Origin of the sequence: Neisseria basseii, from assembly GCF_962707005.1 — a bacterium.
Lineage (GTDB): Bacteria > Pseudomonadota > Gammaproteobacteria > Burkholderiales > Neisseriaceae > Neisseria > Neisseria bergeri.
Genome location: NZ_CAUIXH010000006.1, coordinates 1 through 17893, shown reverse-complemented (window position 1 = coordinate 17893; position 17893 = coordinate 1). Strand labels below are relative to the sequence as shown.

The following is a 17893-nucleotide window of genomic DNA, read 5'->3' as shown; positions in this document are numbered from 1 at the left end:
ATAAACCAGTTTCCCAAACCGGAAGGCGGCGGGAAGGGGGATTGGCCGTGCTTGGGAATATATGTTCTTTTTAATAAATAATTTTATTTAAAACAAAGAAATATATATCTTTAATAAATAATCTATCAAAAACGGAAAATGAATTTATTTTAACATATATTTGCAATGAAGCAGGTTTGCCCCGTCCGTTTGTTTGCCCTTATCCCTTTCAGACGGCATTCAAGATTCGGGCCTGCGCCACATCCATATGGCGACAAGGGAACAGAAAACCGATGAAATTGCGCCTACCCACCAGCGTTGGGGGAACTGCCAAAACATCATCAGGCAGGATGCGGTCATCATGCTGATGGCGAAAATCTTGGCTTTGCGCGGTACTGCGCCGTTTTGTTCCCAGTTATGAACCATCGGGCCGAAATAGCGGTGGCGGTGCAGCCAGCGGTGAAAACGCGGGGATGCCTTTGCCCAGCAGGCGGCGGAGAGCAGTACGAACGGCGTGGTCGGCAACAGTGGCAAAAAAATGCCGATTATCCCCAGCAGCAGGGAAATGCAGCCGCAGGCAATCAACAGGTAGCGTATCATTTTTCACCCTGCTGTTTATTGCGGGTAAACGGACATTGCGAAATCCCCAGTTTTTCCCAACCTTCATGCCCCATTTTTTCCAGCAGGGCGATATTGCGTTCGAATATTGCCGAAGCGTCGGGAAAGGCTTGCGCAGCTTTGGCAATGCTGTCTTCGCGGATAAGGTGCAGCGTCGGGTAGGGAGAACGGTTGGTGTAGTTGCCGATGTCGTCGGGTTCGGTATTCTGAAAGCGGAATTGGGGATGGAACGGTGCGATTTGGACGATGCCTTCCAAGCCGTTTTCGACAACGGCGGCATCGGCAATGTCGAGCATATCGTTGAATACGTCGAAATCGGGGAATAGGGTCGGGTGAACCAGCAGGGTGGTTTCCAGTTCGGTGGCGGGCGTATTGCCCAGTCGCTGCAGTTCTTCGTCCAAGTCTTCCAAAAAACCGTCAAGGTGTTTGGCTTCGCTGATTGCGATGCGGACAAGGTTTTTAACGTGGGGGGCTTTGGCAAAGGGACACAGGTTCAGACCGATGACGGCTTTTTCCAACCATTGTCCGGTGTGTTCGGCAACAGCATCTTTATTTTCGGAAGTATTGATATTCATTATTGTCATGTAAATGTGTTTGCAGATTGCATGTGCGGGAAAGGAAGGACATTATTCCTTCAGCAGGTGGTTGAGCGGCAGGGATGTGGTGTGTTTGATTTCTTTTAAAACAAAGCTCGATTGCGCATCCTGTACGCCGTGGTGGGACAGGAGCGTATCCAAAACAAAATGGGAAAACGCGTTCATATCGGTAAAAAATGCCTGAAGCAGGTAGTCGGTTTCCCCTGTCAGGGCGAAGCAGCTCAAGACTTCCGGCCATTTTCGAACCGATGCGGCAAAGTCTTCCCGCGCATCTTTTGCTTTGCTGATGGAAACGCGGATAAATGCCTGAAGCCCCAGATTAACGGATTCCGGAGACAGCAGCGCGGCATATTGGCGGACAATGCCGGCATCTTCCAACTGCTTCAGACGGCGCAGGCACGGAGAAGGCGAAAGTGCGACACGTTCGGACAGTTCGACATTGGTGAGCCTGCCGTTTTCCTGGAGAACCTGTAAGATTTTAATATCGGTTTTGTCTAAAGTGAGTTGGGGCATATTTGCGTTCCGTTTTAAGGAATCCGGATTGTCTGTCCGTATGTTTGCGGCAATCCGCACAGATGGAGACCATATTAACATATAAAAAGTTATACCGTCATCCGGGACAAATTTTGTTTTCGGAAAATCATGTGGAAACAGAGGCGGTCGGTTTGCATCTCTTTAAGACGGCTTGCCCAAACTGCCTTTTCAAGCCATAATCGCGCCATGTGCAGGAGAGAGCTACATCAGGTTACGCGTAGCCGCCGAAGGCGCAGATGCCCTTAAATCGCTCAGGCAACAGGGACTGCACATTGAAATAAAACATCTGGAGAGCGGTGCAATCGCACCCACCGAAGGGGAGAAGGCCGTCTGAACCACCATTCAGACAACCGCGCAAAGCAGTGAGCAGACTGGTTTGCCATCAAGCGGGTATGCCGAAAATCTCAGGTTCAAGGACAGATAGGGTCTTCCGCGCTGCTTATGTGCGGACGGCATCTGAACAATAAATCTGGAGAAGCTGAGAATGACTGCCCTGAAAACCACCCCGTTTCACCAAGCCCATCAAGATGCATGCGCAAAGCTGGTCGATTTTGCCGGCTGGGAGCTGCCCATCCATTATGGTTCACAAATCGCCGAACACGAAGCCGTGCGCACCGATGCAGGTATGTTCGATGTATCACACATGCTTGTTACCGACGTAGTAGGCGCAAATGCCAAAGCCTTTTTCCGCAAACTGATTGCCAACGACGTTGCCAAACTCGCCTTCGTCGGCAAAGCCCTTTATTCCGCGCTGCTCAACGACAACGGCGGCGTGATTGACGACTTGATCGTTTACCGCACCAATGAAGCTGAAACCCAATACCGCATCGTGTCCAACGGCGCGACACGTGAAAAAGATACGGTGCAATTCCACAAAGTTGGACAAGAGTTCGGCGTTGTCTTTAATCCGCGCTACGACCTCGGCATGCTTGCCATACAAGGCCCGAAAGCCATCGAAAAACTCCTGACCGTCAAACCTGAATGGGCGGATGTCGTCCATAATCTCAAACCGTTCCAAGGCGCGGATTTGGGCAACGACTGGTTTGTCGCCCGCACCGGCTACACCGGCGAAGACGGCGTCGAAGTCATCCTGCCCGGCACCGAAGCCGTCGCATTCTTCAAAGCCCTGCAACAAGCCGGCGTACAGCCTTGCGGCCTCGGCGCACGCGACACCCTGCGCATGGAAGCCGGCATGAACCTCTACGGCAACGATATGGACGACGACACCAGCCCGCTCGAAGCAGGCATGGGCTGGACGGTTGATTTGAAAGACGAAAGCCGCGATTTCGTCGGCAAAGCCGCCTTGCTGGCATTGAAAGAAAAAGGCGTTGCCGTCAAACAAGTCGGTTTGCTGCTCGACAAAGGCGGCATCCTGCGCGCGCATATGGAAGTGTTGACCGGCAAAGGCAAAGGCGAAACCACCAGCGGAGTATTCTCGCCCAGCCTGAAACAATCCATCGCCATCGCCCGCGTGCCGAAAGATTTTGACGGCGATACCGCCAAAGTGCTGATGCGCGGCAAGGAAGTGGACGTGCGCGTACTGAAGCTGCCGTTTGTACGCAACGGACAGAAACAGTTTGATTGATGCGGTTTCAGACGGCATTTTCATTTCATATGCCGTCTGAAAGCAGGTTTTAATTGTTGTCCGATACGGACGTTTGTAGAAAGCCTTGAACAAGGTATCTGTGGATATTGATTCATATAGATGCCGTCTGAAAATAACCCCCTACCAATGGAGAATCAAACCATGAGCAACAACATCCCGGCAGAACTGAAATACGTTGCCAGTCATGAATGGCTGCGCCTTGAAGAAGACGGTACCATCACCGTCGGCATTACCCACCACGCGCAAGAGCTGTTGGGCGACATCGTGTTCGTCGAGCTGCCTGAAGTCGGCGCAAACCTTGCCGCTGAAGAGCAAGCCGGTGTGGTTGAGTCTGTAAAAGCCGCATCTGACGTGTACGCGCCGATTGCGGGCGAAGTCGTTGCCGTCAACGATGACTTGCCCAGCGCACCGGAAACTGCCAACAGCGACCCTTACGGCGCAGGCTGGTTCTTCAAAATCAAACCTGCCAATCCTGCCGATTACGACGGTCTGCTGACTGCCGAACAATACGCGGGCGAAGTGGATTAAATTCCTATCCTGATAATAGGATGCCTTATTTAAGGAACTGCACTTTCAGACGGCAAGGATGCGTTTGGAAGTGCAGTTTTTGTCTGTGTCTTCAAGGTCAGTTAGGCTATAATAACGGCCTATATTCATCTTTACCGATTTTTTCATGCAACTTACCGCTGTCGGACTCAATCATCAAACCGCACCTTTAAGCATACGGGAAAAGCTGGCGTTTGCCGCTGCCTGCCTGCCCGAAGCCGTCCGCAATCTTGCCCGAAGCAATGCGGCAACGGAGGCGGTAATCCTTTCTACCTGCAACCGCACCGAGCTTTACTGTGTCGGCGATTCGGAAGAAATCATCCGTTGGCTCGCAGACTACCACAGCCTTCCCATAGAAGAAATCAGCCCCTACCTTTATACTTTGGGGATGCAGGAGACTGTGCGCCATGCTTTCCGCGTCGCCTGCGGCTTGGATTCGATGGTGTTGGGCGAGCCGCAGATTTTAGGACAGATTAAGGATGCGGTCAGGGTTGCTCAAGAGCAGGAAAGTATGGGTAAGAAACTCAATGCCCTGTTCCAAAAAACCTTTTCTGTTGCTAAAGAGGTCCGTACCGATACTGCCGTCGGCGAAAACTCGGTTTCCATGGCTTCCGCTTCCGTCAAGTTGGCAGAGCAGATTTTTCCCGACATCGGCGATTTGAATGTCTTGTTTATCGGTGCGGGTGAGATGATTGAGTTGGTTGCTACTTATTTTGCTGCTAAAAACCCCAGATTGATGACGGTTGCCAACCGGACGTTGGCGCGTGCCCAGGAGTTGTGCGACAAGCTCGGTGTCAACGCCGAACCGTGCCTGCTGTCCGATCTGCCTGCCATTCTGCACGATTACGACGTGGTGGTTTCTTCGACGGCGAGCCAGTTGCCCATTGTCGGCAAAGGCATGGTGGAGCGTGCATTGAAACAAAGGCAGAGTATGCCGTTGTTCATGCTTGATTTGGCAGTGCCGCGCGACATTGAGGCGGAAGTCGGCGATTTGAATGATGCCTATCTTTATACTGTGGACGATATGGTCAATATCGTCCAAAGCGGCAAGGAGGCAAGGCAGAAGGCCGCCGCCGCCGCCGAAACGCTGGTGTCCGAGAAAGTTGCCGAATTTGTCCGGCAGCAGCAGGGCAGGCAGAGTGTCCCCTTGATTAAGGCGTTGCGGGACGAGGGCGAGAAAGCGCGCAAGCAGGTGTTGGAAAATGCGATGAAACAGCTTGCCAAAGGCGCAACGGCAGAAGAGGTTTTGGAACGGCTGTCCGTCCAACTGACCAACAAGCTGCTGCATTCGCCGACCCAAACCTTGAATAAGGCGGGGGAAGAAGATAAAGATTTGGTTCATGCCGTCGCGCAGATTTATCATTTGGACAAATAACGGTGCGCCGGAAAAGGATGCCGTCTGAAGGGGTTTCAGACGGCATATTTTTGTGCTGTCTGACAACATCGTGAAATCCCACATTATAGTGGATTAACAAAAACCAGTACGGCGTTGCCTCGCCTTAGCTCAAAGAGAACGATTCTCTAAGGTACTGAAGCACTAAGTGAATCGGTTCCGTACTATTTGTACTGTCTGCGGCTTCGTCGCCTTGTCCTGATTTTTGTTAATCCACTATATATCGATGTAATTACAAAGTATTATCCCGTATGCAGATTGGTTTTAAGATTTGTAAATTTGATTTGCATCAAAAAATCGCCGATAGATGATTCATATAATATCAATATTAAAGAGTATCGGTATATCGGGGATAGCTATGTCCTGTTTTTCAATCCGGCGTATGTCTGCGTTTCGGGCGCGGATAACGGCGTTTTTTGCCGCCTTTGTCTTTTTGACGGCGGCACTGCCCGCTTATGCGGAGCGTCTGCCTGATTTTCTGGCGAAAATACAGCCTTCGGAAATTTTTCCGGGTGCGGACCGTTACGGCAAACCGGAAGGTAAGCCCATGGTCGCCCGCGTTTACAAAGGCGACGAGCAGCTCGGTCTGGTCTATATCACGACCGATGTGGTCAATACGCGCGGTTATTCGAGCAAACCGATCGATACGCTGATGGCTTTGGCAAACGACGGCACGATAGCCGGGGCAAAACTGGTCGATCATCACGAACCGATTATGCTGATCGGTATCCCGCAGTCGCGTGTCGATAAATTCATCGACAAATATATCGGTCTGAACTTTATTAAAAATCCGCCGACTCCGGGCGTGGCGCCGGGCGACATTATCAGCGGTGCGACTGTTACGCTGATGGTGATTAACGACAGCATCCAGCGTTCGTACAAGGTCATTGCCAACCAATACCGTCTGGGTTCGGACAAGGCCCTTCAGACGGCATCCGCTTCCGATGTTCAGGAAGCCGCGCCTGCGGCAGAAACCCGTCCGCGCCGTATGGCAAATCCCGACAAGCAGGATATTTTGTCTTGGGATGAACTTTTGAAACAAAAGGCCGTCGGTCATCTGCATATCACGCTCGATCAAATCAACAAACTGTTTGAGAAAGGCGGCAAGGCCGGCGTGGCCGATCACGCCGAACAGGGCGATCCTGACGATACCTTTATCGATTTATATGTTGCTTTGGTCAGCCAGCCCTCCATCGGTAAAAGCCTGCTGGGAGAGGACGGCTGGGCGCATCTGCAAAAACGGCTGAAACCCGGGCAGCAGGCGGTTTTGGTTGCCGGGGAGGGTCGTTATTCTTGGAAAGGTTCGGGTTATGTGCGCGGCGGTATTTTCGACCGTATCGAGATGATTCAGGGAGAGAACAGCTTCCGTTTTACCGATGCCCAACACGAACGCGTCGTCGCGCTGTCCGCCGCCGGTGCGCCGCGCTTTAAAGAAGTTTCTTGGTTTACCATCCCTGAAGGCGTAGAGTTTGACGGTGCGGAGCCGTGGCGGCTGCAATTGATGGTTCAGCGCGTATTGAGCGTGAACGATAAAGCCTTCGTTACCGCCGATTTGGATTACGAACTGCCCCAAGCTTATTACGTCGACGATCCCAAAGCGCCGCCCGTAGAAATCAGCGCGCCTGTCGAAGCCGTACCTGCCGCGGCATCCGATACCGCTTCAGACGGCATTGCCGAAGATGCGTCAGCTGAAAACGGTGTATCCAATCAATTATGGAAACAGATTTGGAAAGCGAAACAGGGGCAGATTATCGTTGTCGGCATTGCACTGACCATATTGTTACTGGTGTTTTTGTTCCAAGACTGGATTGTGCGTTACGAAAAATGGTACGACCGCTTCCGCCTCGCCTTTTTGACCTTCACGCTCTTCTATATCGGCTGGTATGCACAGGCGCAGCTTTCGGTTGTCAATACGTTGACGCTGTTTTCCGCCATCCTTACCGAATTTCATTGGGAATTCTTCCTGATGGATCCGATTGTGTTCATCCTTTGGCTGTTCACGGCTGCAACCATGCTGCTGTGGAACAGGGGAACGTTTTGCGGTTGGCTGTGTCCGTTCGGCTCATTACAGGAATTGACTAACCGGATTGCCAAAAAACTGGGTGTGAAACAGATTACCGTGCCGCATATGCTGCATACCCGTTTGAGTGTTATCAAGTACCTGATTTTCTTCGGGCTTTTGGCAATCTCTCTGTATGATTTGGGTACGGCGGAAAAATTTGCAGAAGTCGAACCCTTCAAAACCGCGATTATCTTGAAATTTATGCGCGATTGGTGGTTTGTCGCCTTTGCCGTCGCCCTTTTGATTGCGGGGCTGTTTATCGAACGCTTCTTCTGCCGTTATCTGTGTCCTTTGGGTGCGGGTATCGCGCTGCCGGGCAGATTCCGCGTGTTTGATTGGTTGAGACGTTATAAAATGTGCGGTAATCCCTGCCAAATTTGTACACATGAATGCCCTGTACAAGCGATTGCCCCGGAGGGAGATATCCATCCGAACGAATGTATCCAGTGTCTGCATTGCCAAGTGATGTACCACCACGATACGCGCTGTCCGCAAGTTGTGGCAGTGAATAAGAAAAAACAAAAACAGGCTGCTGCAAAATCAGGGGAATTGGAGAGTGTCTCCAAGCAGCCGCAGGAACAGGTTGTCCATTTTGTCAAACCCGAAACGGTGCAATCTGAAAAATAAGCATCCGGGGGAAGCCTGAAGCCAAAGTGTCAGGTAGGCAAGGTTTCCCCGGAAGGATAATAAAATTTTTTCCCATCGGCTTGCCGTCTGAAAACCGGTTTGCCGTATTTTATCCAAGGAGTGTTGTATGTCAGACGAAAAATTAGAACAAAACGGCTTGAGCCGTCGTTCATTCTTAGGTACGGCCGCTGCTTCCGGTGCAGGTATTGCCGGTGCGGGCCTGTTGGGTTTGGCGGGTTGCTCTAAAGACGGCGAACAGGCTGCCGCTTCTGGTGCCGCCCCTGCCGCCAAGGAGCATGGTGAAGCCAAACCAGGTCAACTGTCTTCCGAAGTCGGTCCGGGCGAGCTTGATCAATATTACGGTTTCCTTTCCGGCGGTCAGTCCGGCGAGATGCGCCTGATTGGTCTGCCTTCCATGCGCGAACTGATGCGTATTCCCGTGTTCAATATGGACAGCGCGACCGGTTGGGGACGTACCAATGAGAGCTTGAAAGTCCTCAACGGCAATATTACCGAAGAAACCCGTAAATTCTTAAAAGACAGTGGCCTGCGCTGCTATCCCAACGGCGACCTTCACCACCCGCACTTGTCGTTTACCGATCAAACTTATGACGGCCGCTATGCCTATGCCAACGACAAGGCAAACAACCGCGTCTGCCGTGTGCGTCTGGATGTGATGAAGGCCGACAAAATCATCGACATCCCTAATGCTTCAGGTATTCACGGTCTGCGTCCGCAACGTTATCCGAAAACCGGTTATGTCTTTGCCAACGGCGAACACATCACCCCCGTCAGCGGCGTAGGCAAACTGGATGATGCGAAAACTTGGAATGCCGTGTACACCGCCATCGACGGCGAAACCATGGAAATCGCATGGCAAGTATTGGTTGACGGCAACTTGGACAACGGCGATGCCGACTACCAAGGCAAATATTCTTTCTCCACCTGCTACAACTCCGAGCGCGCGCTGACAGTACAAGGTGCGTCTTCCAACGAGCAGGACTGGTGCGTCGTTTTCGACCTGAAGGCTATTGAAGAAGGTATTAAAGCAGGCGACTTCAAAGAAGTGAACGGTGTGAAAATGCTGGACGGCCGAGCTGAAGCCAAATCCAAATACACGCGCTATATCCCCGTGCCGAACTCTCCTCACGGCTGTAACGCAAGCCCTGACGGTAAATACATCATGCTCAACGGTAAGCTTTCTCCAACCGTTACCGTATTGGATGTCAGCAAACTGGACGATTTGTTTGCAGGCAAAATCAAAGAGCGCGATGTGGTCGTAGCCGAACCGCAACTGGGTCTCGGCCCCTTACACACCGCATTTGACGGTCGCGGCAATGCTTATACGACATTGTTTATCGACAGCCAAATGGTGAAATGGAATATTGACGATGCGATCAAAGCCTACAAAGGCGAGAAAATCGATCCGATCAAACAAAAACTTGACGTTCACTATCAACCGGGCCATAACCATACGACCATGGGCGAAACCAAAGAAGCCGACGGTCAATGGCTGGTGTCTTTGAACAAGTTCTCTAAAGACCGCTTCTTGAATGCCGGCCCGTTGAAACCCGAGTGCGACCAATTGATCGACATCTCCGGCGACGAAATGCGTCTGGTACACGACAACCCGACTTTTGCTGAACCGCACGACTTGTGTTTGGTTGCCGCGTCCAAACTGAACCCGGGCAAAACTTGGGACCGTAAAGACCCTTGGTTCTGGCAGGATGCTTTGGAACAGGCGAAAAAAGACGGTGTCGAGCTGGAAAAAGCCGCCAAAGTCGTACGCGAAGGCAACAAAGTACGCGTGTACATGACTGCCGTTGCGCCTGCATTCAGCATTCCGCAGTTTGAAGTGAACCAAGGCGACGAAGTAACCGTTTATGTTACCAACGTCGAAACCATCGAGGACCTGACCCACGGCTTCACTTTGGAAGGCTACGGCATCGCTATGGAAATCGGCCCGCAAGCCACTTCTTCCGTAACCTTCAAAGCCGTCCGTCCGGGCGTGCACTGGTACTACTGCCAATGGTTCTGCCACGCATTGCATATGGAAATGTCCGGTCAGATGATTGTTCATCCCAAATAATGCGGTCTGACGGCTGAATATTGAGAATGCCGTCTGAAGGCAACAGGTCTTCAGACGGCATTTATAGCCAAACCGCTTGCCGTACCGTTTCAGGCGGTTTCGCTATAAAAACAGGCACATTTGAATGATGCTTTATTTTGTTCGGCCATACCGAACGAAACAGAGGGACACTATGCACACATCCGCGCTCCGTATATGGCTGAAGGCCGTGCTGATACTTGCCGCCGGCAGTATTTTTCAGACGGCATCGGCAGCCGTCGTCCACGTTTCCCCGCAAGACAACCTTGCCGAAATTTTTGCCCGCGCCCGGGCGGGCGATACGCTTAAACTGGCTTCCGGTGTATATCAAACCAAACTTTATATCGACAAACCGATTACGATTGAAGGGCCTGCCGACCGTTCCGCAACCGTGGAAGGGGACAGGAGCGGCCGCACCATAGCCGTACATGCGCCGGACGTAACGCTCCGCAACCTGACCGTTACCCGTTCCGGTATGAGCCTGCCTGCAATGGACGCCGGCATCTATCTCGAAGAAACTGCCCCGCGCGCCCTGATTGAACACAACAATATTTTCGATAATTCGGTCGGCGTATATCTGCACGGTTCTGCCGATGCGATGGTACGCGAGAACAAAATTGTCGGCGACGCGACTTTGCGCGTGAACGAGCGCGGCAACGGCGTTACCGTTTGGAACGCGCCCGGCGCGCAAGTCGTCGGCAACGACATTTCCAAAGGGCGGGACGGCATTTTTTCCAATACCAGCACGCACAACACCTATAAAAACAACCGCTTCAGCGATTTGCGTTTCGCCGTCCACTATATGTACACCAACGACAGCGAAGTCAGCGGCAATATTTCCGTGGGCAACAATATGGGCTATGTGCTGATGTTTTCCGAGCGGCTCAAAGTGTTTGACAATATCGCCGTCGGCAGCCGCGACCAGGGCATTATGCTCAACTATGTCAACTATTCCGATATTCACGACAACATTATCAACAAAGCGGGCAAGTGCGTTTTTGCCTACAATGCCAACTACGATAAACTGTCCGCCAATCATTTTGAAAACTGCCAAATCGGCATACACTTTACCGCCGCCATCGAAGGCACGTCCCTGCATGACAATTCCTTTATCAACAACGAAAGCCAGGTCAAATATGTCAGCACGCGCTTTCTCGACTGGAGCGAGGGCGGACACGGCAACTATTGGAGCGACAACAGCGCGTTCGATTTGAACGGCGACGGCTTCGGCGACAGCGCGTACCGCCCCAACGGCATCATCGACCAAATCATCTGGCGCGCGCCCGTATCGCGCCTCTTGATGAACAGCCCTGCAATCAGCATCGTCAAATGGGCGCAGGCGCAGTTTCCCGCCGTTCTGCCCGGCGGCGTGGTGGACAGCAAACCGCTGATGAAGCCTTATGCCCCCAAAATTCAAACCCGTTATCAGGCGATGAAGGACGAACTGCTCAAAGAAGCCGAAACGCGGCAGTCGGAATGGGGCAAGGCGGAAAACGGTTCTTTGAACTAGTCTGCTTCAGACGGCATCCGGATTCAAATGCCGTCTGAAAACACAAAAGGAACAACCATGACCACACATCATGTCGAATTGAGGAAGGTAACCAAACGCTTCGGGGCACAAAAAGCCGTCAACCAAGTCGATTTGGTTTTGAAGGCAGGAGAAAGCGTCGGGCTTGCCGGGCACAACGGCGCGGGCAAGTCCACCATTATGAAGCTGATACTCGGGCTGATTACCCCGACCGAAGGCGAAGTGATGCTTTTGGGCGAACGTACCGGCAGCAAAGCGGGGGCGCGGCTTCGCAGCCAAATCGGCTACCTGCCCGAAACCGTTGCGCTGCACCCTTCGCTGACCGGCATCGAAACGCTGGATTTTTATGCCAAACTTAAAAAACAGCCGCTCACCCAGAACCGTAAGCTGCTTGAGCGTGTCGGCATTTCCCAGGCGGCACACCGCCGCGTCGGCACTTATTCTAAAGGGATGCGCCAACGCCTTGCCTTGGCACAAGCCCTGCTGGGCGAACCCAAAGTCCTGCTGTTTGACGAACCGACAACCGGCCTTGACCCTGCATCACGACAAATGTTTTACGAAGTCGTGCGCGAACTCAACGGGCGCGGCGCGACCGTATTGCTCAGTACCCACGCCCTTGCCGAGTTGGACGGGCACGCCGACCGCATTATCGTGATGAAAAACGGCGTTAAGGTTGCCGACGGCAGTATGGACGAATTGCACGTTCAAAGCGGACTGCCGCTGACCGTCAATATCCGCCTCAATGCACCGCGCACCTTGAGCAGCCGCTGGCAGCCGCTTTCAGACGGCATTTCCTATCGGGCGCAATGTCAGGCGGAAGAACGTATGGAACTGTTGGGCGAGCTGGGCAGCCTGTCCGACCTTGCCTATCTCGACATCCACACGCCGACGCTTGACGAAATGTATGCACAGTTCTTAAAAAGGGAGGACGTATGAACCCCGTTTGGATTATTACCGGCAAAGAAGTCCGCGACAGCCTGCGCAACCGCTGGGTGCTTGCCGCCGCCCTCCTGCTTGCCGCACTCGCCCTTTCTTTAGGTTTTCTCGGCAGCTCGCCCACCGGTTCGGTCAAGGTCGATCCGCTGACCGTTACCGTTGTTAGCCTGTCGAGCCTGTCTATTTTCCTGATTCCGCTGATTGCGATGCTGCTTTCCTATGACGCACTGATCGGCGAAATCGAACGCGGTACGATGGCGTTGCTGTTGAGTTATCCCATTTCGCGCAACCAAATCCTTGCCGGCAAGTTTGTCGGACACCTCATCATCCTCGCCCTCGCCACCACGGCAGGTTACGGATTGGCAGGCATTACGCTGCAACTTGCCAACGGCAGTTTCGACATCGTCGCTTGGAAACCCTTTGCGCTGTTGATTGCTGCCAGCGTCATCCTCGGTGCGGCTTTTCTGTCTATGGGCTACTTAATCAGTGCGAAAGTCAAAGAGCGGGGGACGGCGGCCGGTATTTCCATCGGTGTGTGGTTGTTTTTCGTCGTCATCTTCGATATGGCACTACTGGGTATTCTGGTTGCCGACTCGCAGCAGGTTATTACCGCGCCTGTTGTTGAAACAGTGCTGCTGTTTAATCCTACCGACATCTACCGCCTGCTCAACCTGACCGGTTACGAAAATACGGCTATGTATGCGGGTATGGCGGGTTTGAGCGGACAAATCAGCCTGACCGTCCCCGTTTTGCTGACCGCGCAGGTTTTATGGGTTATCATTCCGCTTGTTTTGGCAGCCGGAATTTTTAGAAAGCGACAAATATGAAGAAAACCCTGTTGGCAATTGTTGCCGTTTTCGCCTTAAGTGCCTGCCGGCAGGCGGAAGAGGCACCGCCGCCTTTACCCCAGCAGATTAGCGATCGTTCGGTCGGACACTATTGCAGTATGAATCTGACCGAACACAACGGCCCCAAAGCCCAGATTTTCTTGAACGGCAAACCTGACCAGCCAGTTTGGTTCTCCACCATCAAGCAGATGTTCGGCTATACCAAGCTGCCCGAAGAGCCTAAAGGCATCCGCGTGATTTACGTTACCGATATGGGCAATGTTACCGATTGGACAAATCCCAATGCCGACACGGAGTGGATAGATGCGAAAAAAGCCTTTTATGTCATCGACAGCGGCTTTATCGGCGGTATGGGTGCGGAAGACGCGCTGCCGTTCGGCAACAAGGAACAGGCTGAAAAATTTGCAAAGGATAAAGGCGGTAAGGTTGTCGGTTTCGACGATATGCCTGATACCTATATTTTCAAATAAATCCAAACAAAAATGCCGTCTGAACGTTGAAGCCAAGGTTCAGACGGCATTTTTTGTCATGGGTTCAAACGGGGCAGGTTTGAACAACTGCCCCATTCCTTATTCCTGACCGGGCGTAACGGCGGAATAAGGTTTACATCCCGCCGTAATTTGGCCCGCTCGCGCCTTCGGGGCAAATCCAAGTGATGTTTTGCGTCGGGTCTTTGATGTCGCAGGTTTTGCAGTGCACGCAGTTTGCCGCGTTGATTTGCAGGCGCGGACTGCCGTTTTCTTCAACAATTTCATACACGCCCGCCGGACAATAACGCGTTTCGGGCGAGGCGTATTCTTTATAGTTCACGTCTATCATCGTTTGCGGATTGTTCAGCACCAAATGGTCGGGCTGGTTTTCTTCGTGCGCGAGGTTGGCGAGGAAGACGCTGCTTAAGCGGTCAAAAGTCAACACGCCGTCGGGTTTCGGATAATCAATCGGTTTGCACGCGGCGGCTTTTTTGAGCTGCTCGTTGTCTTTGCCGTGATGTTTCAAGGTCCACGGGGCCTTGCCTCTGAAAATCATCTGGTCGATACCGGTATAGATTGAACCGAGGTAAACGCCCCATTTGAATGACGGACGGACATTGCGCGCGGCATAAAGCTCTTGATGCAGCCAGCTTTGTTCAAAACGTTGCTGATAATCCGCCGCCTCTTTGCCGCTGTCGAAACCCTCTGTTTCTTCAAGATTTTCCAACAAGGGGAACACGGCTTCGGCGGCAATCATAGCGGACTTCATCGCGGTATGGATGCCTTTGATGCGCGGCATATTGAGGAAACCCGCCGCATCGCCGATTAAAACGCCGCCTTTGAACGAGAGTTTCGGCAGGCTTTGCAAACCTCCTTCAATCAGCGAACGCGCGCCGTAAGCGATGCGGCGGCCGCCTTCAAAGGTTTTGCGGATTTCGGGATGGGTTTTGAAACGTTGGAACTCTTCAAACGGCGACAGATACGGGTTTTGATAGTCCAAACCGACCACGAAGCCGACGGCGACTTTGTTGTCGTCGAAATGGTAAACAAACGCGCCACCATAGGTTTTGCTGTCCAGCGGCCAGCCTGCGCTGTGCACCACCAAACCGGGCTGATGCTGTTCAGACGGCACTTCCCAAACTTCTTTAATGCCCAAGCCGTAAGTTTGCGGCTGGCTGTTTTGGTCGAGTTGGAAACGTTCGATGACTTGTTTGGAAAGCGAACCGCGACAACCCTCGGCAAACAGGGTTTGCTGCGCCCAAAGTTCCATACCGGGCTGGAATGAATCGGTCGGCTCGCCGTCTTTGCCCACGCCCATATTGCCGGTCGCAATGCCTTTGACCGAACCGTCTTCGTGATACAGCACTTCGGCGGCGGCAAAGCCCGGATAGATTTCCACGCCCATATTTTCCGCCTGCTCCGCCAGCCAGCGCACGACTTCGCCCAAGCTGACGATGTAGTTGCCATGATTGTCGAAATTGGGGGTAACGGGCAGGTTGAACGCTTTTTTCTCGGTCAAGAACAATACTTTGTCCTGCGTTACCGTGCGCGTCAGCGGCGCGCCTTTTTCTTTCCAGTCGGGAATCAGCTCATTCAGCGCAATCGGATCGATAACCGCACCCGCCAGCGAATGCGCCCCCGCTTCAGAACCTTTCTCTACCACGCAAACGCTGATTTCGCACCCGTTTTTTTCGGCAAGCTGCTTGAGTTTGATGGCGGCGGACAAACCCGACGGGCCTGCGCCGACAATCACGACATCGTATTGCATACTGTCGCGGGTGATGGATTCTGTCATAGCGGTTCCTATTGTTTATTATCGATTCTAAAACGGGCGATTATACAACGCAGACAGTCGCTTACCAAATAAAACAATGCCGTCTGAAATAGCTTCTCAGGCATTCAGACGGCATTTGCCCCCATATGGTCAGAGATATTTTTTATCCGGCAGTTGAGCAAAGAGGCGGTCATATTCTTTCTTCAGTTCAGGGATATTTTTGACAATTCTGCCAATTTTATCGAATTCAATCAGTAGGATTTGACGGACAGTTTCTGCGTATCTTGAATCGGTCTGCCTTTCCATCAGCGGTACGAGGTAGGTAAGCAGATTGTGAAGGTAATCGGTCAGCCTGTGGTCGGGTAGGGCGGTTGTCAGACTTCCTTCTCTGCGGTGGTAAATAAAAAAGGGAATATCAACCTCCAAGACTTTTCCGCCTGCAATCAGAAATTCAGAGATGAAAACCATATCTTCCCCAAAACGCATACCGTTGCGATAGGTAACACCCGTAGCGACAAGGTGGCGATGGTCAATCATAAAGCACATATTGTGTAGAGGCCAGTGATGAGGCAGACTCTGCATCAATATCCCCTGCATAGATGAGATTTTTCCATTGTGCTGTTCTTTAAATTGAAAAACGGGCTTACACCTCAACATATTTTTCCCCTCTTCATAAGGAGGACGGAGATATACGCCTTTAATCGCTTGAAGTCCGTTATCTTGAGCAAGTCTTGCCCACAAACCGAAATCTATGGGGTAAAGTTCGTCATCGGGGTCTAAGAACATAATGAAATCCCCCGTTGCAAGTTTTAATCCGGCATTGCGTGCCGCCGCCACGCCCCTGTTTTGGCTGCTGACAACGGTAATGAAGGGATATTGGTGCATATATTTCGCCAGGATTTCCGCACTGCCATCTGTCGAACCGTCATCTATCAGAATAATTTCTTTGCGAACCGTTTGACGCAATATGCTTTCGAGCGCGCGGGGGATATAGGGTGCAACATTATAGACGGGCAGGATGAAGCTGATACTGGGTAGATTATCGGAGGTTGCTTTATCGTTGGAGTACATCTGAATCCTTAATTTGTTGTATAGTGGATTAACAAAAATCAGGACAAGGCGACGAAGCCGCAGACAGTACAAATAGTACGGAACCGATTCACTTGGTGCTTCAGCACCTTAGAGAATCGTTCTCTTTGAGCTAAGGCAAGGCAACGCTGTACTGGTTTAAATTTAATCCACTATAAAAGGCGAAGTATGCAGATGGGCAACTTTAGGATATGGCCTGCATACAAAATCCAAAATGCCGCACCTGTCTGCAAGTGCGGCATTTTTACTATAGGCTGTGTTCCAATAGGTATTGATGGCGGAAGATCACCATTGATAGCCGACAGCCGCTCCAAATAACGGTTTTTTGGTATTGTTGCCGGAGAAATTGAACGAAGCACCTGCCTTCAGGATTACTTTACCGTTATCTGAGAGGCTGGAGTAACCGATTGCAAGAGCCTGTTCGCCGTTGTAGTGTGCCGTAGAAGCGGATACCATCGAGTGTCCCGCATAAGTCGGTTGAGGAAGGAGTGCGATCGCTCCTGCTTTGGCGATACCGCCGTTCATTGATTTATCCAACTTGTCGACTTTTTGCTCTATAGAGGAAATCCGTTCAGAGGAGGACATATTGTTGATTTTCTCTTTCCCATTTTCGGAAAGGGTTAGAGTTAGTTTGTTATTTGAATATTCAATTTTAACGTCTGATTCAGACTCAACTCTATTAGGTAAATCTTGAATAAATTCCTCAAGCTTTTTATCAATCTTTTCAGGTACGTAGTGATACAGTTGATACAGTTGTTCTCCGGTAACCGCATCAGTCGATCCCGCATCAATCTTACCCGTTGAAATGTTGGTAATCAAGGTGCCATTGCCGTCATAGCCGATGGTGACCCTTTCAGATCTAGACGGATCGGAAATAATATCGTAAACATTGTAAACATCTGTTTTATTTTCATCATCAGTTATTGGGTTTTCTATCATCAGCTTTCTGACCGGCGTTGGCCCATTGCTGTCAGCCTGAGCGTATGGCACGGCGGATATGCCGATTCCTGTGGCTGCTGTTGTGAGGATGAGTTTGGATATTGCCGTATGTTTTTTGTCGGTGCGGGTCATAATTGTATCGATTAGAGTAAAGTTAACGTAATCCTCCGATTATATATTCAGACCCTTACTCTGTAAATAATACGTTGTATTATTTTATCCATTTTTTTTTTTTTTTTTA

15 protein-coding genes and 1 riboswitch are annotated in these 17893 nt (G+C 51.4%); of the genes, 9 read left to right on the top strand and 6 right to left on the bottom strand.

The genetic code is table 11. From position 1 onward, the window contains the following. Positions 1–219: 219 nt before the first annotated feature. The 3 genes from Q9I99_RS04740 to Q9I99_RS04730 are packed head-to-tail and all read right to left on the bottom strand — an operon-like array spanning position 220 to position 1706. A complete protein-coding gene (locus Q9I99_RS04740) occupies positions 220–579 on the bottom strand; it encodes a YbaN family protein (RefSeq protein WP_107818517.1) in 360 nt (119 codons plus the stop codon). Beyond that, positions 576–1181, bottom strand: coding sequence for a DUF1415 domain-containing protein (locus Q9I99_RS04735; protein ID WP_107818518.1), 606 nt, complete (start codon positions 1179–1181; stop codon positions 576–578). Before Q9I99_RS04735 ends, Q9I99_RS04740 begins: the two co-directional genes overlap by 4 nt. 42 nt (positions 1182–1223) lie before the next feature. After that, positions 1224–1706 (bottom strand): Lrp/AsnC family transcriptional regulator, encoded by a 483-nt coding sequence (locus tag Q9I99_RS04730; RefSeq protein ID WP_107818519.1) that lies wholly within the window; start codon positions 1704–1706, stop codon positions 1224–1226. 202 nt (positions 1707–1908) lie between these two features. Continuing rightward, positions 1909–2005, top strand: a riboswitch (glycine riboswitch). 206 nt (positions 2006–2211) lie between these two features. Here Q9I99_RS04730 and gcvT point away from each other — a divergent pair. From gcvT to Q9I99_RS04685, 9 genes are all read left to right on the top strand, one after another. Beyond that, positions 2212–3312, top strand: a complete 1101-nt coding sequence (gene gcvT / locus Q9I99_RS04725; protein ID WP_301667028.1) for a glycine cleavage system aminomethyltransferase GcvT — start codon at positions 2212–2214, stop codon at positions 3310–3312. Between the two features lie 162 nt (positions 3313–3474). Beyond that, on the top strand, positions 3475–3861 hold the full coding sequence (gene gcvH, locus Q9I99_RS04720) for a glycine cleavage system protein GcvH (RefSeq protein WP_002236767.1): 387 nt from the start codon (positions 3475–3477) through the stop codon (positions 3859–3861). Positions 3862–4006: 145 nt separating this feature from the next. Further along, the gene (gene hemA, locus Q9I99_RS04715) at positions 4007–5254 is read left to right on the top strand and encodes a glutamyl-tRNA reductase (protein WP_002241216.1); all 1248 of its coding nucleotides are present in this window, start codon (positions 4007–4009) and stop codon (positions 5252–5254) included. A gap of 400 nt (positions 5255–5654) precedes the next feature. Beyond that, positions 5655–7961, top strand: coding sequence for a NosR/NirI family protein (locus Q9I99_RS04710; RefSeq protein ID WP_301667027.1), 2307 nt, complete (start codon positions 5655–5657; stop codon positions 7959–7961). Positions 7962–8088: 127 nt separating this feature from the next. Then, positions 8089–10050, top strand: coding sequence for a TAT-dependent nitrous-oxide reductase (gene nosZ, locus Q9I99_RS04705; protein WP_025457889.1), 1962 nt, complete (start codon positions 8089–8091; stop codon positions 10048–10050). Between the two features lie 172 nt (positions 10051–10222). Beyond that, positions 10223–11578, top strand: coding sequence for a nitrous oxide reductase family maturation protein NosD (locus tag Q9I99_RS04700; protein ID WP_301667026.1), 1356 nt, complete (start codon positions 10223–10225; stop codon positions 11576–11578). Positions 11579–11635: 57 nt separating this feature from the next. Beyond that, entirely contained in the window at positions 11636–12532 is an 897-nt protein-coding gene (locus Q9I99_RS04695) for an ABC transporter ATP-binding protein (RefSeq protein WP_301667025.1), read from the top strand. After that, positions 12529–13359 carry an ABC transporter permease gene (locus Q9I99_RS04690; protein WP_301667024.1) on the top strand — a complete coding sequence of 277 codons (831 nt, stop codon included), beginning with the start codon at positions 12529–12531 and terminating at the stop codon, positions 13357–13359. Before Q9I99_RS04695 ends, Q9I99_RS04690 begins: the two co-directional genes overlap by 4 nt. Then, complete coding sequence (locus tag Q9I99_RS04685) at positions 13356–13850, top strand: nitrous oxide reductase accessory protein NosL (RefSeq protein WP_115177622.1); 495 nt, start codon at positions 13356–13358, stop codon at positions 13848–13850. The genes Q9I99_RS04690 and Q9I99_RS04685 overlap by 4 nt, the downstream gene beginning before the upstream one ends. 133 nt (positions 13851–13983) lie before the next feature. Here Q9I99_RS04685 and Q9I99_RS04680 read toward each other — a convergent pair whose 3' ends face one another. The 3 genes from Q9I99_RS04680 to Q9I99_RS04670 all read right to left on the bottom strand — a co-directional run bounded on the left by Q9I99_RS04680 (position 13984) and on the right by Q9I99_RS04670 (position 17784). Continuing rightward, positions 13984–15645 carry an electron transfer flavoprotein-ubiquinone oxidoreductase gene (locus Q9I99_RS04680; RefSeq protein WP_301667023.1) on the bottom strand — a complete coding sequence of 554 codons (1662 nt, stop codon included), beginning with the start codon at positions 15643–15645 and terminating at the stop codon, positions 13984–13986. 129 nt (positions 15646–15774) lie between these two features. Beyond that, positions 15775–16695: a glycosyltransferase family 2 protein gene (locus tag Q9I99_RS04675; RefSeq protein WP_118813970.1), complete on the bottom strand. Its 921-nt coding sequence runs from the start codon at positions 16693–16695 to the stop codon at positions 15775–15777. 303 nt (positions 16696–16998) lie between these two features. Continuing rightward, positions 16999–17784, bottom strand: a complete 786-nt coding sequence (locus Q9I99_RS04670; RefSeq protein ID WP_301667022.1) for a YadA-like family protein — start codon at positions 17782–17784, stop codon at positions 16999–17001. Positions 17785–17893: the final 109 nt, after the last annotated feature.